The sequence below is a fragment of the Sulfuricurvum sp. genome, assembly GCF_028713855.1.
Lineage (GTDB): Bacteria > Campylobacterota > Campylobacteria > Campylobacterales > Sulfurimonadaceae > Sulfuricurvum.
In genome coordinates this window covers 1-17,308 of sequence record NZ_JAQTNN010000020.1, presented here as the reverse complement: position 1 = coordinate 17,308, position 17,308 = coordinate 1, and the positions used below count along the sequence as shown (strand labels likewise).

Genomic DNA, 17,308 nt, shown 5'->3' with positions numbered 1-17,308 from the left:
CTACAATAAAGGATTAATTTATCGAGGAGCTACGGATGGCTGAAAAAGAGAAAGAAGAAACTGCCCCAGAAGAAGAGGGAAAGAAAAAAAAGGGGAATATGCTCCTCGTTATCATTATTGGAGTATTGGTTCTTATTCTGATTATTGGCGGTGTTGTCGCCTTCTTAATGATGGGAAATGATGAAGCAGCCGCAAAAGGTGGGGAAGCATCTCATAAAGAAGCTTCTGCTACCCCTGCAGACGAACATGCAAGCCAAGAAGCAGCCGCAGGCGCAGAAGGATCTACAGAAATCGGTTTAATGTTCCCACTTGAAACGTTTACCGTTAATCTCTTATCAGAGAGTGGACGACGTTATCTCAAAGTTGAGATGAATCTTGAAATGGGTGGAGAAGAACTCAGCCCAGAACTCGAAGAGAAAAAACCGGTGTTTAGAGATATTATTATTCGTATTCTCTCCTCTAAATCACTCGAAGAGATCTCTACCGTCAAAGGGAAAGAAAAGCTCAAAGGAGAGATCGTCAATGAAATCAATTTACATCTCAAAGACGGCAAAGTGAAAAATGTCTATTTCACTGACTTCGTGGTGCAATGATCGGTATTGATCTCATTAAAATCGATCGCATGAAACACTTTATAGAGCGTTTCGGCGATCGTGGATTGCATAAATTTTTATCTACAAATGAAATAGCGCTTATTAAAAATAATCGGAATGCAGCAGGATTTTGGGCAGCCAAAGAGGCCTGTGCTAAAGCCCTCGGATGCGGTATCGGAGCCGAATGCGGTTTCCATGACATTATCCTCTCTAAAACCCCTAAAGGGGCACCTCATATTACTCTAACTCCAAAAGTACGCGATTATTTCGGTATTACTGATACATCGGTTTCAATCACTCATGATGGTGATTATGCCATTGCCGTCGTCGCATTGGAACATACAAAAAGGTAAAAAACAATGAATTCACCCGAATTAATTTCGATCCAAAAATACGCGGCAAAAAATCGCCTCAGTATTCACGCCGTTATCAAAAAAACAATGAACGGTGAACTTCCTACCCTCGTAAAAGATGAGGATGGCAAAGAGGTAACCTATATTGTCCTCTCTGAGCTAAAGCAGCCTCCTTTAATCTCCAATTCGTCTGAAAAAGTTGATGAAATAGATTATAAAAAAGAGTATGAAGAACTACACAGAAACTATCTCATTCTAAAAACAAAATATGAGAAACTACTATCCACACAGGGCGAACACTAAATCACCCTCCCCCGACAAAATCAAGCAGTTCGATCGTATCACCTTCTTTTAATTCAGCACTGTTCCATGCCTCTTGCTTGACAATCTCCATATTAAGCGCTGAGGCCATAACCCGTTCCTCCAAGCCCAAAGATCGGATAAGATCGAGCATCGTCGATCCCTCTGCCATTTCACGCATTTCACCGTTTACTTTTACCTGCATTCTCTCTCCTACATCGACATTCTAATAAGTTGTGCTATTTGAAAATTTTTCTTGGCAATTGCAAAATCATACGGTGTCGCTCCATCGTTGTTTTTCACATGGGGGTCAGCCTTTGCCTTTAGAAGGAAGTCCGCTACCGCCTCGTTACCGCTGAACGCTGCTTGATGCAAAGGTGTTATCCCCTCATCGTTCGCAAGATTAACATCCGCTCCGTGCATCACCACAAAAGTCACCAGATCAATATCTCTCATTTTAACCGCTAAAATCAGAGGCGTATTTCCGTGAAAATCCTGAGCATTTATATCCGCACCGTTATCAAGCAGAAGTTGAGAAATTTTTACATTTCCCATTTTAATCGCAACATGCAAAGCAGTAAGCCCTGCTGCATTTTGTTCATCAACACTATGCTTTGACGCCAAATGAGCTTTTATCTTTGCTGCGTCACCCTCATACGCCGCATCATGCAGTACTCCTGCAAATGCAGCGATACCAATGAATAAAAAGGAGAGAATCCATCTACGCATAGCTATTCCTTGACAAACCGAATCATCTTAAACCGTTCTCCCATCAGTGAAGGAGTGATTAACACTTTGACCTTTTCGAGTTCTTGAGTATAAATTTCATCCCCCGCATGCTCTTTGAGCATCGCTAAGAGATCCAAAATCCCCATTTCGACCAAAGCTACCAATTGTGTAGCATATTGCGCACAAATAATCCCATGTATCTCATATGCCGCTTTGACGTGAGAGAAATTGACATCGTACGTAATATCCGTTTTTCCAAAGGCCTCGTGTAGATTCAATGCTTCATCAAAGAGTGGAAATACCTGATGATTTTGATAGACACGAATCGAAAAATCACTTCGTGCATTCAATTCACCGTAATCAAATGTCATAAATTCAAAACGCTTTGATGCACGGTTCATAGCCTCGGCAAACGATTCGTATCCTAATGCGATTTCACCTCGATCTTGCTGATACTTTTCTGCCAAAACTGAGATTTCAGGATCGTCGATATCAAAAATAATCTCATCATTCTCTACCCGTGCAATTTTCCCTTTGTAAAAGAGTTCACAGCCGAATGCGTCAAATATCTCATTGGCGATAAAAAAAGTGGATTGCTCGCTCAGTTCGGACAAATCACTGTAATGTTCCAGAACAACCGCATTGCCGAACGATTCGTTAAAATAACTTGTCTGTGCATTGCGGAGGTGTTCAAACCGCTCCACAATCCCGAACCTTAGGGTTTGTAATAACTGGGGTCTAAGCGTATGGACGAACTCGATGATATCGGCTAAGAGATAACCGTGATGGGCACCGATCTCACAAATCAGCGAATCGGTACGTAAAAATCCTTCATCGAGGCGTTTGATTATATGGTTGGCAATCGTCCCTCCAAAAAATTTGGATGTACTAACCGCCGTGTAAAAATCCCCTTTTTTACCAATCGGACGATACGAAGCATAATATCCATCAGCTCCGTAGAGCCATTCATTCATATAGACACTAAAAATCAATAGAAAGTTCCTTTCTGAACGCCAAAGGAATACATCCCTTTGGCTACGATAGCCGCTTTGGCACTAAAGCTTGCCTCTTCGAGGCAGAATTTTTATAAAGTTGCAACCGCTTTTTCAAGACGTGCAAACCCTTCATCGATATCAGCCTTGGTAATCGTAAGAGGCGGAAGAAAACGAAGTGTATTACGCCCTGCTTTGAGGACGATTACCCCTGCTTCACGTGCAGCATTGATAATTTTGCCCAATGTGTCAGCATCTACGACACGCAATCCGCGCATCATCCCAAGCCCAACATGATCTAAAAAGATCGCCGGATGAGCAGTTGCAAATTTGGCTAAAGATGCTTCAAAATAAAGAAGATGCTCATCCAACTCACCGCTCTCTTTGAGCTCTTCAAGAATATCAAGGACTTCATTTGCTGCTGCTGTCGAGAGGTAGTTCCCACCAAAGGTCGAGCCGTGATCGCCGGGGGCAAAAATATCTTTTTTAGAGGTCATGACAACACCGATAGGCACACCGCCGCCGAGTCCTTTTGCCAATGTAATCACATCCGGTTCGATCCCGTAAAGATTAGATGCCAAAAACTCACCCGTACGGTAAATCCCAGTCTGTACTTCATCTACCATAAGCAAGATGTCGCGCTCTTTCAGTATTGCGGCTAACGTTTGTACTTTGGCACGATCTTGGGGCTGAACTCCGCCTTCACCTTGTACCAGTTCGATCAGCACCGCTACCGTATGATCATCGATCAATGATTCGATCTCATCGATATTTTTGGCATATACAAACCCATCCGGAAACGGCCCGAAATAATTGTGCATCGACTCTTGTCCCGTCGCTTTGAGAGCCGTAATCGTACGACCGTGGAAGGAATGATCAAGAGTGATGATTTTATAGCGTTTCGGCTGTCCCTCTATCTCTCCGTATTTTCGAGCAATTTTAATCGCCCCCTCATTCGCTTCGGCACCGCTGTTTCCGAAGAAACATTTCATGTCATAACCGCTCAGCTGAACAATACGGCGAGCACATTCGGCTTGCGGTTCGATGTAATAGAGATTCGATACATGGATCACTTTACTCACTTGATCGCATATTGCCTTGGTGAGACGATCATTCGAATGCCCTACACTGCACACGGCGATCCCTGCAGCAAAATCGATATACTCTTTTCCCTCGCTGTCGATCAAAATCGCATTTTTTCCTGATACGAAACTGACGTTTTGGCGTCCATAAGTTGGTAATACATAATTTTCAAAATTGTTAGTCATTTTTTTTAGTCACCTTTATTTTATATTCTTGATACACGGCACTTTCCCCATCATAACTGAGCAAAGCCGGCGTTAACACATTTACATTCGATGTCCCTGAATAGATCAGCAGACAATCACGCCTTAAAGACTCATCATATTTTACTACCATATCAACTGCTCCGGCGTGTGAGGAAAGATGAACTATTTCCCCCTGCTCAAACCCCGCTTCAGGATGAAAATAAACCCCTTCAGCTCTTTTAAACTGCGAGTTAAGCCCTTTAGGATATTTTAGCGTGATCAGATGAAAATCTTCATTCTTATCGATCGCCAAATCAATCTCATCCAAAAACTCAAATTCGCCGTTTTCAAATCCCTCTGCATAAGGAATTTTAGGAGTATTCGGACGATATCCTACACCCTCATGTTCATCAATCTGATTCCGGAAAAAATCACGATAATACGCTTCACTTTCGAACGCTATTCCAAACGCCTCACACAATTTTTTCGTAAGTTCATATTCACTGATCCCAATATCACTGTCTAATATCTGAGCCATCTCTTGGAGGGTATAATCTCCATACGAACTGCGAAAATCATTTTTTTCCAAAAAGGTTTTCGCCGGTATCACCAAATCAGCCGCCCTTGATGTTTCATTCTCGTACAGCCCGAAATAGACACGAAATCCTCCATTTTCAAACGACCGCCTCACACCCTCAGAATTCGGCATCTGAGCCAATGGGTTCGCACCTTGAATGAAAACACAATTATACTTCGAAAAATCAACCGTTGGCTTACTAACACAATGGGCGATACGATTAAAAGGCAATGCAAGTCCTCTAAGCGAATCTCCCACATAACTTACCCCGCATCCGGGTTTGCCAAAAAGCCCCATGATAGCTCCAAATCCGTCAATGGCACGGAGTACATCAGCACCGTTTCGGTATTTTTGAACCCCGACTCCGACCAAAATCGCCGTCCTCTTCCCCTGTATCAGTTCCAGTATTGCACCAATTTGTCCGAGACTAACATCGATAGTATCAAGGGTTGCTTTGATTCTCACTGTTTGTGTCAGCTCGTAAAAATCGTTATACTCACTCGCATGCTCTTCTAAAAATTCTTTGTCATGCAAGCCTTCGATGATCGCAAAACGGCTTAACAGCAAAGCTAAATGCAAATCACAATGAGGCTTGATCTGAATATGTAAATCGGCTTTTTTTGCCAAAGCCGTTATAAGCGGATCGATGACAATAATCGTTTTTCCCTCTAAAAACGGTAACAGATGAGAATGCGTCGTATGAGGATTCCGTCCCCAAAACACAACCACTTCACTTTCGGAAATCATCTGCGGAGAGAGAATTTCATTACTCCCCCGCCCTTGGAGGATACCGGCTTCACCAGCCCCGTCGCACAATGATCCGGAGGTTCCGACAGCTTTAAAAGAAGCAAAAAAATGCTCACATGAACGCTGCATCAGACCGACATTACCACTACCGCGATAATAAAGAACCGAATCACTTTTAGTCTCTTTTAACACCTCAATCAGAGTTTTTATGGCTGTCTCAATCGATACATCTTCGCCCCGAAGTTTTGCACCAATCAGACGATCCTGTTCTTTGAAATGGTTAAGATTCGGGCACAAATACCCCTGTGTAACAGGGTGCAATTTATCCCCTCTGAGTTTTCCGTTCTCATCGATCACGATGCGGCAAGCGTCATAACAATCTAGCGGGCACGCAGTGATTTGATTCATATGAGTGTTCATTAGCGCATTTTACCCTTCACACCCTTTAGTTTTTAGTAAAAAAATCTCCCGAATAGGATATGATAAACAAATATAAAAGTATTGAGGTCACTATGTCTCTTTTGGAACACGTTGATGCTGCAACGAACTTAGCAAAAAATAATGAAGTACAACTTTTAGTCTTTAAAATCGATGCTGCAGAATCATCACCCTATTATGCTATTAATGTATTTAAAACCCGTGAAGTAGTTGAGGCCAAACGGCACCATCTCACCCAAATCCCAGGTGCTCACGCATTATTAGAAGGAACTATTGTTTTACGTGAAATGCAGATCCCTATCCTCAATCTCCCACGATGGCTGGGGGTTGAGCTTGAAGAGGCAAAGAAAAAAGCTTCCAATCTACTCATTTGTGATTTTAACGGTATCATTATCGGGATTCGGATTATGTATGCGTACCGAGTGATCAAAAAGAATTGGAATGAAATGCATTCTCCCGATTCTTACCGTTTGGGAGATGACGGACTGGTGATTAATGATACCCGTCTGGATGATGGAAGCCTATGCCTTGTATTGGATTATGAAAAACTCTTGGCTGAAGTTATTCCTCAAGCAATGGTCAACGTCGATATAGCGGCAAAAGCATTATCCAATATTTCAATTCCTGAAAAACTCAAAAACGGTGTTGTATTGATTGCAGAAGACTCTAAAACAGCTCAGCGCCATTTGGTCCATATTTTTGAACATGCCCATATCGGCTATCAGATTTTCAATAATGGTAAAGACATGATTGAATTCATTGCCAGACATCCCAATCCTTCTTCGATACCTGCGATCATTACCGATATCGAAATGCCCGAAATGTCCGGTTTCACTGTTATCCAGCGCCTCAAAGCCAATCCTGAAACCAAATCAATCCCTGTTATCGTGAACAGTTCTATGACCGGTGACAATAATAAACGAGAAGCGGCAAGTTTAGGAGCGGATGGTTTTATCGATAAAACGAAAAGTGAAAATATTTTACCGTTGATCGTAGAAAAAATGAATGATATGGAAAGAAGGCTTCTCCCTCAATAAGGAAGAGCCTTTCTTCACGTATTCACCTTTTACAACCCCAATACCTTTTTCCACCATGATTTGTTCACATTCTCATCATCTTTTTTACTACAACTCTTCCCGCTTTTAATTTCATCAATATTTTTAGGAGAACATTCTAAAAGGTTGTTGCTATTCGTATCAGCTGTTTCTAATTTTAATAATCCAACAAGCGGGCTCATATCTTGCATGGTATCATTACCGTTAAAAAAAGCCAAATTTTTATAGTTTTTTACAACATTAATCGCTTTGACTGCCGTGTTATTAATATTAAGCTTTTCCAATTTCGCTAAATCTTTTAAGCAGAAGATATCGTTCACTTTTGAACACCCGTCTATGTTCAATTCTTTTAAATTAACAAGCGTGTTAAGTGCACATATATCTGTAATCTCATCGGATGAGACCGTTAGTTTTTCTAATTTTAACAAATTCCCTAAAGGTGAAATATCTTTTAGCCCATCCGAGTAGATCGTCAAAGCTTTGAGAGACGGTATCTGTCCGATCGCTTTGATATCCGTAATCTCAGAGTTGCTTATTTCGAGCCGCTCTAAGTTTTTGAGTTTTACCAATGGGCTAAAATCGGTTACGGGGTTACTGATAATATCAAGCTCTGTCAAATGAACCATTTTCTCCAATGGTTTTAAATTCTTAATCTCATTGGTACTCAAATCAATTTTTTGAAGATTAGGAAAGTATCGCAATAGTGCAATATCCTCCATCCAATCGATCTGGTGAAGATCAGGATAATCCATAACAGAAGATACTTTATCCGCCTGATTCCCGCTAAGACCCAACGCTGTGGCTGTCTGCAAGTATTTGTACATACTTTTGCAGTCGTTCTTTTTAAAAGCCATACTGTACTTTTTAGGAAGAGCGATATACATATCCTGTTTGAGTGCTTTTAATGTTTTCAGATCACTCGGAGTGGGTTTTTGACATGTTTTCATAAATGTGGGTGCAGCCGATACGAATGTAAAAGTTCCTATGAGAACAACTAGAGACAATTTAGATTTCAATTTTTTCCTTTTTTAGTGTTACTGGGACAGTTGATGAATTCTGCTACTTCTTTGTGCAATACTCTTCGACTTGGAGAATGGAACTCTATGATGAGATAGGGGGTGCCCCTATTTTTTATCTTGCAAAATACTGTCATCCCTCACTGGTTTCGGATAGGTTGTACTCAGCGCCCTTGCATGATCAGAATTATCTACATCCCAGCCATCTCCATCTAAAAGCTGTAATCTCCAAAACGTGTAGGGGATAACCATACTGTGCGAGGCATTAATCAGTTTAACTTCCACCGTTTTAAGATCATCACTCGTTTCGATTTGTAAACGTGCAGGCTCTTTGGAGTATTTAAAAAACTCACCGAATGCTTTTGCGACACTGACTTCATCAAAGCGTAAAAATCCTCTTAACCTGCGTCCATCAGCATCTTTGAAAAACACTTTTAATTTAGCCGGGGCAGGTCTATCTGCTAAGAGGAGATCCTGATCCACTTGGTCGCCCCAAATCATAAAGCGTTCGGTGTTGAGATACTCCACATCGTATTCGCGATACGCCAAAGGGCTAGTAGTAGAAACATGCCACGGATAGCGTCTGCGGTAAACATCATCCCATAATCCGTAGGGTATTTGTTTGTTCATAACCTGTGCATATTCGATTGGATATTTTTTAGCCGTAATGTCGTACATCTTTTTTACCCATTCATTACGATCGCCAACTCTCTCTTTAGGAACGTTTTGAAATTCATGCCACGGCATATCTGTTTTTTTGGCTTTAAAATAGGCCAATTCCCGAGCTTCTTCGCTTTGTAATTTCACAACGACACCGCCGCCGGGTGCTAGCATAAATACAAAATTGGTGAAAGGCTGCCACTGACCGATTTTTACAGCTTCTTCTCTGTAATCATCAGTAACAATTTCTCTCATCCCATTTTGACTTCGATATCCTTGTGCATAGAGCTGACGCATCTTTTCCATCGGCAGTTCAGCATCCAGCTCATAGAACTGATTCTCTGCTAATGAGAGCCAGCGTAAACGTATCCGTTTTGGGAAACCATCCGTAGGACTAGTGCCTACAGAGCCGAACTCATCCCAACCCATATCAGCAGAACCAAAAAAACCACCCGTAGGTTTACCGCTTTCATTAAAATATCCACAATATCCGTCAACTAACTCCACCGGATAGCCTCTGGGTGCAGCTATATCTGACTCAAAAGTTACTTTTGGTTTTCCACTCATAAAATCTCCTAGTGATTGATGATTGCTGCACCCTGAGAGGGCTAAAAGAATGCTCATACTGAGTAGTAGATTACGTAATCGCATAATTATTTTCCTCATGTATGAATATTGTGTGCTTCATAGATTACCCTGTCGTATCAAAACCCCAACCGCTGTTTCCCGCAACAGGTTTAACTTTCCAAATTCTATAAGGTACTATGACACTGCGATGGGAATCTTTAAGTTTTACTTCTACATGTTGTAAATCATCACTCACTTTTATCTCTAATTGCGCGTGTCCATGAGAGTCTTTAAAAAACTCTTTAAATAGCTCCGGTGTTTTAAGAACATCGAATTTCAACAATCCCACCAAACGTACTCCTGAACTGTTGGTAAAATAAATCCCCATATGTGCAGGTGCTGGTCTGTCCGGCTTGGCTTTATCTTGTGCTATCTGATCTTCCCAGACTAAAAATGTCTCTGTATTTGCATACTCTATATAATGTTGTTTGTGGGCTATCGGATTGACTATCTCGACATGCCATGGGTAGCGTAATCGATATACTTCATCCCATAAACCATAGGGGATTTTGTGATTTTTGATTTGATCGTACGCCACAGGGTTACCAATAAATTCTTCTGTTGTTAGATGCTCAATGTATGTTTCACGATCTCCGGGCTTTATCCTATCCGCCGTTACGTTATGGAATTTATGCCATGGCATATCAGTTTTTTTGGCTTTGTAATAGCCTATCTCTCGTCCCTCTCCGCCGATCATATTAACTTGTACTCCTCCACCGGGAGCCATTAAAAAGCAGATACCGTTTAAAGGCTCATAATCTCCAATTTTGACATGATTAATTGTGCTAGGGTCATAAGTTTGAGCATCATGCGCACGAAATCCCTCTTCATATATCTGACGTATTTTTTCTGCGGGTAAATCAGCATCGAGTTCATAAAACTGATTCTCCGCTACTGAGAGCCATCTTAGGTGGACATGATGCGGATAATCTTCCATCTCTCCTCCTGCAGTACCGTTGGGAACATCCCATCCTTGCATTGTCACGTTAGAAAAGAAACCTCCCATGAGCTTACCATTCTTATCTCGATAAGCATTGTACCCTTGTGCCATAATGACTGGATACCCTTCAGGACTAGATAGCGCTGTATGAAGTTCTACCGGTTTTTTGAAACGCATAATATCTCCTAATGATTGATGAGTTGAACAGCCTGATAGGGCTAAAATAATTCCGAGGGAAAGTAATAGTTTACGTAATGGCATTATTGTCTCCTAATAAAATATTGTACGTGTTCGGTATTTCGTTTTTTGCTAAATGGTTGGTACGTATTCCATGCCCATTTGGAGTAATTTGTGCGTCCAACGCCCCGCCATCTCCAGACCAATGGAGGTAGTTTTTGAAGAGTTTTCGCCTATCTGCACTGCTATCCAATTGCAACTCTTTAGGTGTCCATTTTTGTGCAGCTTTACACTCATCATCATGAGCCATCGCCTTCTGCCTAAACTCATCATAAACACTTTGTAAAAAACTGTCCGGAATGTGTGCCTCTATATTATCTGGAAATAATGAAAAATCTTTGATATTGGATTTTTTAATAAAATCCATCATAAGATTACACGCAATTCTCGAATAGCCGCTGTTGATTTGTTGTCGATATCCCCATAACGTCTTATCTATCACATTCCGAGCTGGAATTCCACTCGTTATTGCTTCTTCGATATCATGTGTATTATCAATCAAGTACAATTTGCTTCCGCTCATATCGGCTCTATAATCGGGTAATCTTTTGTTTGTTGTTATCAGTTCTGCCTCGTCATAATATCCTGCCTCGATCAATACATCCGCCATTTTTTTTGCATCGACGTTTGATGCCGAAGTGAGTTGTCGTAACATTCGTGAAAGAACATTGGTAAATAGCCAACATCCGCTTTCATCATGATCACCATGGCTATTAAACTGGTTACTTCCTGTATCTTCTTTGACATAATTGGCATCATGGTTTTCATGCACATATTTCACTACTTCATTTTTACCGAATATAACCACTTTATCATCGATGATCTCTTCACCGACACCCAATCCTCCGCCTATATCAGTGTGACACCCAGGGATACGGAACTCTACACCATACCCTTTTTCCATACTGCTATGGATGTCATAGAGTGAAAAAAAGGTACGAGCTTCATTGGAAGCGGCGATATGGATAACTTTGTAGCTTTTAGGCGGTTCAGGTACAGCCCCGTCAGGATTGGGCTGAGTTATCTCCTGTTTCCACTCTTTGGCATCATTGTCTTGTTTGAGTCCTACTGATACCACCGTGTCAAATATCCCGATAAATCCGATTTGCACCTGACACGGTTGTAAAGGATTTTTAAATTTAAACCGATCAATCATATATCGAGTTTTCCCAGTTTTTGGGTCTTCGTAACTCTCTCGAATAAGGTTGGAAAAATAGCGTGCAGATGTTTCTCCCTTTATAACCCCAATACCTTTTTCCACCATGATTTGTTCACATTCTCATCATTTTTTTTGTCACAGCTTTTTTTGCTTTTAATTTCATCCATATTTTGGGGAGAACATTCGAGAAGAGTCGCACTGTGTGTATCCACAGTTGTTAATTTTTCCAATCCGACAAGAGGGCTCATATCCTGCATCGTATCATTGCCGTTAAAAACGACTAAATTTCCATAGTTTTTTACAACATCGATTGTTTTGACTGCTGTATTGTTGATGTTTAGTTTTTCCAATTGCTTTAAATCTTTCAAGCAAGAGATATTGTTCACTGTTGAACATCCGTCTATATCCAATTCTTTTAATTTAACAAGCGCGTTCAGTACACAGATATCCGTAATTTCATCCGATGATACCCTTAGTCTTTCCATATTTGCCAAATTACCTAAAGGTGAAATATCTTTTAGCCCATCCGAATAGATCGTCAAAGCTTTGAGAGACGGTATCTGTCCGATCGCTTTGATATCCGTGATCTCAGAGTTGCTGATTTCGAGCCGCTCTAAGTTTTTGAGTTTTACCAATGGGCTAAAATCGGTTACGGGGTTACTGATAATATCAAGCTCCGTCAAATAAACCATTTTTTCCAGTGGTTTTAAACTCTCAATTGAATTAGTACTCAAATCGATTTTTTGGAGATTAGGAAAGTGCCGCAATAGCGAAATATCCTCTATCCAATCGATCTGATGAAGATCCGGATAATCCATAACAGAAGATACTTTATCCGCTTGATTTCCGCTAAGACGCAACACTGTGGCTGTCTGCAAGTATTTGTACATGCTTTTGCAGTCATTCTTTTTAAAAGACATACTGTACTTTTTAGGAAGAGCGATATACATATCCTGTTTGAGTGCTTTTAACGTTTTTAGATCACTCGGAGTGGGTTTTTGACATGTCTTCATAAATGAGGGGGCAGCCGATACACATGTGAAAGTCCCAATGACTAAACTGGCAATTAGTATATATTTAATTTTCATAATCCGAGTACCTTTTTCCACCATGGTTTATTTAGGTTTGCATAATCTTCTTTTGTACAGTGTTTTCCGGCTCTAACCTCTTCTATACGACTTGGGGAGCATTCCATCAAATGCATACTGTGTATAGTTGCATATTCCAATTTTTGTAATCCTACAAGCGGGCTCATATCCTCTACACTACTATTGCCACTGAATGAAACTAAATGGGTATAGTTTTTTACTACCTCGATCTTTTTCACTTTCGTATAAGTAATATCCAATTCTTCTAATTGTTTTAAATCTTTTAAACATGAGATATCATTCACTTGTTCACTCAACCCCATATTGAGGATTTTTAATTTTGTCAACTTATTTAATAGACAAATATTAGAAAGACTACGGGAGCTAATTAGTAAATCTTCCAAATTTGTGAGATTAGAAAATGGCGTAATATCTTTAATACCATTCGAATATATTCTTAATGATTTAAGAGACTTAATCTGACCCAGGATTGAGAGATCAGCTATATTATCATTCCTAATAGATAGTGTTTCCAATTTCTTCAAGGACAGTAAGGGCTTAAAGTCAGTTACAGGATTATCACTTATATCCAATTCTTGTAAATTTGAAATTTTTGCTAGTGGAGTTAGATCTCTAACATTACTATTACTGAGACTAATATTTTTTAAATTTGGGAAAAATTGAAGTAGCGAAATATTTTCTACATTTTCTCCACCTATACCCAAATCTTCCGCTTTTGATAATGCATTATTAATTAAACTGCAATCACTTGGTTGAAATGGTTGCTTATAACGTACAGGATCATAACCGTCATACATAAATTTTTTAATCGCAATGAGTGTTTTGCGATCACTCGAAGTCGGATTTTTACATATTTTCATAAATGAATTATCTGCTAATGCAATTGTAAATGCCCCAATAAATATAATGATCGATAGTATAAATTTCATTTTCCCACCTTTTTAGTGCTACTAAGACGATTAATGAACTCGGCTACTTCTTTGTGCAATACTCTTCGACTTGGAGAATGGAACTCTATGATGAGATAGGGGGTGCCCCTATTTTTTATCTTGCAAAATACTGTCATCCCTCACTGGTTTCGGATAGGTTGTACTCAGCGCCCTTGCATGATCAGAATTATCTACATCCCAGCCATCTCCATCTAAAAGCTGTAATCTCCAAAACGTGTAGGGGATAACCATACTGTGCGAGGCATTAATCAGTTTAACTTCCACCGTTTTAAGATCATCACTCGTTTCGATTTGTAAACGTGCAGGCTCTTTGGAGTATTTAAAAAACTCACCGAATGCTTTTGCGACACTGACTTCATCAAAGCGTAAAAATCCTCTTAACCTGCGTCCATCAGCATCTTTGAAAAACACTTTTAATTTAGCCGGGGCAGGTCTATCTGCTAAGAGGAGATCCTGATCCACTTGGTCGCCCCAAATCATAAAGCGTTCGGTGTTGAGATACTCCACATTGTATTCGCGATACGCCAAAGGGCTAGTAGTAGAAACATGCCACGGATAGCGTCTACGGTAAACATCGTCCCACAGTCCATAAGGGATTTGTTTGTTCATAACCTGTGCGTATCCGATTGGATATTCTTTAGCCGTAATGTCGTACATCTTTTTTACCCATTCATTACGATCGCCAACTCTCTCTTTAGGAACGTTTTGAAAGTCATGCCACGGCATATCTGTTTTTTTGGCTTGGAAATAGGCTAGTTCCCGTGCTTCTCGACCTATTAATTTTACAACGACACTGCCACCGGGTGCCATCATAAAAGTAAATCCAGTAAAAGGTCGCCACTGGCCAATACTTATGTCTTCTGAAACACCGTTACCAATGTAGTGTGTTGTTTTTACGGGACTTCGATATCCTTGTGCATAGAGCTGACGCATTTTTTCCATCGGCAGTTCAGCATCCAGCTCATAAAATTGGTTCTCTGCCAATGAAAGCCATCGTAAACGTACCCGTTTTGGGAAGCCATATACAGTACTAGTGCCTACAGAGCCGAACTCATCCCAACCCATACTAGCAGAACCAAAAAAACCACCCGTAGGTTTACCACTTTCATTAAAATATCCACAATATCCGTCAACTAACTCCACCGGATAGCCTTTAGGGGCGGAGATACTCGTTTCAAAGGTTACTTTTGGTTTTCCACTCATAATATCTCCTAATGTTTGATGATTGCTACATCCTGTAATGGCAAAAAGAATGCTCATATAAAGCAGTAGATTACGTAATCTCATAATTATTTTCCTCATTCCTATAGTGATTGTGAGCATGGACTTTTGTACGTTCCCATTGACCATTTTTATGCAATTGGGCATCCAGCAATTTGCCATCACCCGACCAATGAAGATAATGTTTATACAGCCATCGACTTGTGTTTTTATCATCTAGAAACAAATCAGCCGATATCCCTTTCTTTGCACTAACCGCTTCATTATCCAAATCAAATGCTTTCTTTTTAAACTCATCATAAACTGCCGATAACTCAGGCGGTACTTGGCTCTCTTCACGGTCTTTAAACTTTGTGAAGTTTTTTTCGCCGTACTTCGTGGCAAATTCAAACATAATATTGCAAGGGATTCGTGGAAAGCCGAGTTGAATTTGATGGCGATAACCGCTGAGGAGACGATCTGTCCTCGTGTAACTGCTCTTATCTAACAAGACTAATTTACTTTCGAACTTATCGGCTACCGGATCTGGAATCGAAAACTCTTTCTCTTCACTCCAGCTATCATAATATCCCCACTCTACCAATAAATCGGCTAACCCTTTTGCATCGACTTCACCTGCGGCATGTTTTTGTTTTAATAACGTAAAAATAGCGTTATCGAGAAAGGCGTTACCTTCATGGTGATCGCCTTTGTTGTTATAGACAGTATCCTCACTTATATCATCCGTATTATGTCGTTCATGTACATAATCGACTATTTCATCACGTCCTGTCGTTACAACAACACCGTTAACCTTCGCCTCTTTGATATTGAGCCCACCACCGATATCGGTATGGCATCCAGGGAGAGAAAATTCTAATCCGAATCCATTTTTAACGGCACTCTCTTTAATCTCATAGACGGGGAAGTAGGTTCTTGCTTCATCTCTCGCGGTGATATGGATCACTTTATACGATCGCGGAATGTCCATGTCACCTGGTCCGAGAGCATTGGGTGTCAGTTTTTGTTCAAACTCTATCGTGTCGTTGGTATGGTTAAATCCAACGGAGGCAACGGTATCAAAAATACCGATAAAGCCTAACTGTATTTGGCAAGGTTGGAGACGTTTATCAAACTCTAGAAGCTTCACATCACGCCGAATTCGGTTTGAAAACCATCGAGCAGAAGCAGCACCGCGACTAAAGCCATAAATGTTTAGTTTGAGCACATCAAATACTTTTGATGCACGCCCGTCTTGACTTAATTCCTGATTGATTAATGACAATGCACGATCGTATTTTGCACCAAATCCTTTTTTCGAGCCCGAACCCAATGCAGCGGCTAGATCGCTGTCTTTCTCATTATCAAAAGTTCCAGTCCCTTCGATATAAACGCCGATGTTATTATCAGATGGTTTATATCCTTTAAATAGCCACTCTACTGCTGTTGCTTCTCTCGCATAGCTTGTCTTACCATCACCGTCTTTGTATATAGCAGCTCTTTCGTCAAAGGTTTTTGCTTCACGATACATATTGTTATTATACTTATTGTTCCATGTACCGTCGAAAAAGACATTGATAGTAAAATAAGAGAGGGAAATTTCGACAGATGAGCCATCGGTTGGATTGGTTTTATCTTTACTCAGTGTTTTTGGTTTACACAATAATTCTAAATCTCCTCCCATTTTACCCCTCCTTTATTTGATACGATCATCGGCAGTAATCGTTAATGTAGCCGTTCGTGAACCGCTGTGAATCCGTTCTGTTTCACCATTTTCATTGGTATATCCGTAAATTGCAGGACCGTTACCGACAGTGATTTTATAAGCAAAGTTTGGAATCGGTTTACCTTGTTGATCTTTGATAACATACATTTCATCATTACCTTTTTCTGCACCATTGATATAAATCTTCGGCGCAATAATCTCGATATGCTCTGTCCCTAAGATATCAATATCATCGCCTTCGATGATGATCTCTCCGTTAGCGTAAAAGGTGATATGGCTTTTACCAACCATAATCTCATACTTCTCCCCAACAATAGTATGTTTGAGAATACCCACCTCTTCCGTACTACTAATCCCCACCGTTTCATTCTTACTAGCCCCAACGGATACCTGATACCCTGCACCGATTGTTAGAGCTTTTGCTATGTCTATTGTTTCCATTTTACTTTTGTTGACTCTCTCTTGGCGGTAGCCGTGGATAGTAACGTCTTCGTTATTGTCTACGGTTTCACTTCGGTCATGTTGGATATGTTCGGTTGCGTCATGGAGGACTAGGAGGCTGTAATCTTTTTGGGCTCGGATGTTGAGTTGTTCGTTGGAGTTAGCGTCTTCGAAGAGGATTTCGTTGTACC

The 17,308-nt window shown here is 40.5% G+C and carries 17 protein-coding genes and 1 pseudogene; 4 read left to right on the top strand and 14 right to left on the bottom strand.

Annotated features, from left to right (window positions below):
* The first annotated feature begins 35 nt into the window (after positions 1 to 35).
* From fliL to PHI47_RS13840, 3 genes are read left to right on the top strand one after another with little or no spacing between them, the layout of a single operon-like run.
* Entirely contained in the window at positions 36 to 593 is a 558-nt protein-coding gene (fliL, locus tag PHI47_RS13850; RefSeq protein WP_299938646.1) for a flagellar basal body-associated protein FliL, read from the top strand.
* Positions 590 to 946: a holo-ACP synthase gene (gene acpS, locus PHI47_RS13845; protein ID WP_299938643.1), complete on the top strand. Its 357-nt coding sequence runs from the start codon at positions 590 to 592 to the stop codon at positions 944 to 946. The genes fliL and acpS overlap by 4 nt, the downstream gene beginning before the upstream one ends.
* A gap of 6 nt (positions 947 to 952) precedes the next feature.
* A complete protein-coding gene (locus tag PHI47_RS13840; RefSeq protein ID WP_299938641.1) occupies positions 953 to 1,249 on the top strand; it encodes a hypothetical protein in 297 nt (98 codons plus the stop codon).
* 1 nt (position 1,250) lies between these two features.
* Here the strand turns inward: PHI47_RS13840 and thiS are convergent, their stop codons facing one another.
* From thiS to PHI47_RS13815, 5 genes are all read right to left on the bottom strand, one after another.
* On the bottom strand, positions 1,251 to 1,451 hold the full coding sequence (gene thiS / locus PHI47_RS13835; RefSeq protein WP_299938638.1) for a sulfur carrier protein ThiS: 201 nt from the start codon (positions 1,449 to 1,451) through the stop codon (positions 1,251 to 1,253).
* Between the two features lie 8 nt (positions 1,452 to 1,459).
* Complete coding sequence (locus PHI47_RS13830) at positions 1,460 to 1,975, bottom strand: ankyrin repeat domain-containing protein (RefSeq protein WP_299938635.1); 516 nt, start codon at positions 1,973 to 1,975, stop codon at positions 1,460 to 1,462.
* A gap of 2 nt (positions 1,976 to 1,977) precedes the next feature.
* On the bottom strand, positions 1,978 to 2,967 hold the full coding sequence (locus PHI47_RS13825) for an SAM-dependent methyltransferase (protein WP_299938632.1): 990 nt from the start codon (positions 2,965 to 2,967) through the stop codon (positions 1,978 to 1,980).
* A gap of 92 nt (positions 2,968 to 3,059) precedes the next feature.
* Positions 3,060 to 4,235, bottom strand: a complete 1,176-nt coding sequence (locus PHI47_RS13820; protein ID WP_299938629.1) for an aspartate aminotransferase family protein — start codon at positions 4,233 to 4,235, stop codon at positions 3,060 to 3,062.
* Positions 4,228 to 5,979, bottom strand: a complete 1,752-nt coding sequence (locus tag PHI47_RS13815; RefSeq protein WP_299938626.1) for a molybdopterin-dependent oxidoreductase — start codon at positions 5,977 to 5,979, stop codon at positions 4,228 to 4,230. Before PHI47_RS13815 ends, PHI47_RS13820 begins: the two co-directional genes overlap by 8 nt.
* Positions 5,980 to 6,038: 59 nt before the next feature.
* Between PHI47_RS13815 and PHI47_RS13810 the strand changes: the two genes are divergently transcribed.
* Entirely contained in the window at positions 6,039 to 7,034 is a 996-nt protein-coding gene (locus PHI47_RS13810) for a chemotaxis protein (protein ID WP_299938623.1), read from the top strand.
* A gap of 29 nt (positions 7,035 to 7,063) precedes the next feature.
* Here the strand turns inward: PHI47_RS13810 and PHI47_RS13805 are convergent, their stop codons facing one another.
* The 9 genes and pseudogenes from PHI47_RS13805 to PHI47_RS13765 all read right to left on the bottom strand — a co-directional run.
* The gene (locus PHI47_RS13805; protein WP_299938621.1) at positions 7,064 to 7,999 is read right to left on the bottom strand and encodes a leucine-rich repeat domain-containing protein; all 936 of its coding nucleotides are present in this window, start codon (positions 7,997 to 7,999) and stop codon (positions 7,064 to 7,066) included.
* Between the two features lie 177 nt (positions 8,000 to 8,176).
* On the bottom strand, positions 8,177 to 9,379 hold the full coding sequence (locus tag PHI47_RS13800; RefSeq protein WP_299938618.1) for a DUF2931 family protein: 1,203 nt from the start codon (positions 9,377 to 9,379) through the stop codon (positions 8,177 to 8,179).
* Positions 9,380 to 9,419: 40 nt separating this feature from the next.
* Positions 9,420 to 10,556: a DUF2931 family protein gene (locus tag PHI47_RS13795; protein WP_299938614.1), complete on the bottom strand. Its 1,137-nt coding sequence runs from the start codon at positions 10,554 to 10,556 to the stop codon at positions 9,420 to 9,422.
* Complete coding sequence (locus PHI47_RS13790) at positions 10,543 to 11,796, bottom strand: DUF2235 domain-containing protein (RefSeq protein ID WP_299938611.1); 1,254 nt, start codon at positions 11,794 to 11,796, stop codon at positions 10,543 to 10,545. Before PHI47_RS13790 ends, PHI47_RS13795 begins: the two co-directional genes overlap by 14 nt.
* Positions 11,769 to 12,704, bottom strand: a complete 936-nt coding sequence (locus tag PHI47_RS13785) for a leucine-rich repeat domain-containing protein (RefSeq protein ID WP_299938609.1) — start codon at positions 12,702 to 12,704, stop codon at positions 11,769 to 11,771. Before PHI47_RS13785 ends, PHI47_RS13790 begins: the two co-directional genes overlap by 28 nt.
* 71 nt (positions 12,705 to 12,775) lie before the next feature.
* Complete coding sequence (locus PHI47_RS13780) at positions 12,776 to 13,729, bottom strand: leucine-rich repeat domain-containing protein (protein ID WP_299938607.1); 954 nt, start codon at positions 13,727 to 13,729, stop codon at positions 12,776 to 12,778.
* 108 nt (positions 13,730 to 13,837) lie between these two features.
* On the bottom strand, positions 13,838 to 15,037 hold the full coding sequence (locus PHI47_RS13775; RefSeq protein WP_299938605.1) for a DUF2931 family protein: 1,200 nt from the start codon (positions 15,035 to 15,037) through the stop codon (positions 13,838 to 13,840).
* On the bottom strand, positions 15,024 to 16,634 hold the full coding sequence (locus tag PHI47_RS13770; protein WP_299938602.1) for a DUF2235 domain-containing protein: 1,611 nt from the start codon (positions 16,632 to 16,634) through the stop codon (positions 15,024 to 15,026). Before PHI47_RS13770 ends, PHI47_RS13775 begins: the two co-directional genes overlap by 14 nt.
* Before the next feature lie 12 nt (positions 16,635 to 16,646).
* Positions 16,647 to 17,308, bottom strand: a pseudogene (locus PHI47_RS13765) (hypothetical protein); the annotation flags it as partial.

Coding starts and splice junctions, on each gene's coding strand:
- fliL (WP_299938646.1), top strand. CDS start 36: ATGGCTGAAAAAGAGAAAGAAGAAACTGCCCCAGAAGAAGAGGGAAAG.
- acpS (WP_299938643.1), top strand. CDS start 590: ATGATCGGTATTGATCTCATTAAAATCGATCGCATGAAACACTTTATA.
- PHI47_RS13840 (WP_299938641.1), top strand. CDS start 953: ATGAATTCACCCGAATTAATTTCGATCCAAAAATACGCGGCAAAAAAT.
- thiS (WP_299938638.1), bottom strand. CDS start 1,451: ATGCAGGTAAAAGTAAACGGTGAAATGCGTGAAATGGCAGAGGGATCG.
- PHI47_RS13830 (WP_299938635.1), bottom strand. CDS start 1,975: ATGCGTAGATGGATTCTCTCCTTTTTATTCATTGGTATCGCTGCATTT.
- PHI47_RS13820 (WP_299938629.1), bottom strand. CDS start 4,235: ATGACTAACAATTTTGAAAATTATGTATTACCAACTTATGGACGCCAA.
- PHI47_RS13815 (WP_299938626.1), bottom strand. CDS start 5,979: ATGAACACTCATATGAATCAAATCACTGCGTGCCCGCTAGATTGTTAT.
- PHI47_RS13810 (WP_299938623.1), top strand. CDS start 6,039: ATGATAAACAAATATAAAAGTATTGAGGTCACTATGTCTCTTTTGGAA.
- PHI47_RS13805 (WP_299938621.1), bottom strand. CDS start 7,999: ATGAAAACATGTCAAAAACCCACTCCGAGTGATCTGAAAACATTAAAA.
- PHI47_RS13800 (WP_299938618.1), bottom strand. CDS start 9,379: ATGCGATTACGTAATCTACTACTCAGTATGAGCATTCTTTTAGCCCTC.
- PHI47_RS13795 (WP_299938614.1), bottom strand. CDS start 10,556: ATGCCATTACGTAAACTATTACTTTCCCTCGGAATTATTTTAGCCCTA.
- PHI47_RS13790 (WP_299938611.1), bottom strand. CDS start 11,796: ATGGTGGAAAAAGGTATTGGGGTTATAAAGGGAGAAACATCTGCACGC.
- PHI47_RS13785 (WP_299938609.1), bottom strand. CDS start 12,704: ATGAAGACATGTCAAAAACCCACTCCGAGTGATCTAAAAACGTTAAAA.
- PHI47_RS13780 (WP_299938607.1), bottom strand. CDS start 13,729: ATGAAATTTATACTATCGATCATTATATTTATTGGGGCATTTACAATT.
- PHI47_RS13775 (WP_299938605.1), bottom strand. CDS start 15,037: ATGAGATTACGTAATCTACTGCTTTATATGAGCATTCTTTTTGCCATT.
- PHI47_RS13770 (WP_299938602.1), bottom strand. CDS start 16,634: ATGGGAGGAGATTTAGAATTATTGTGTAAACCAAAAACACTGAGTAAA.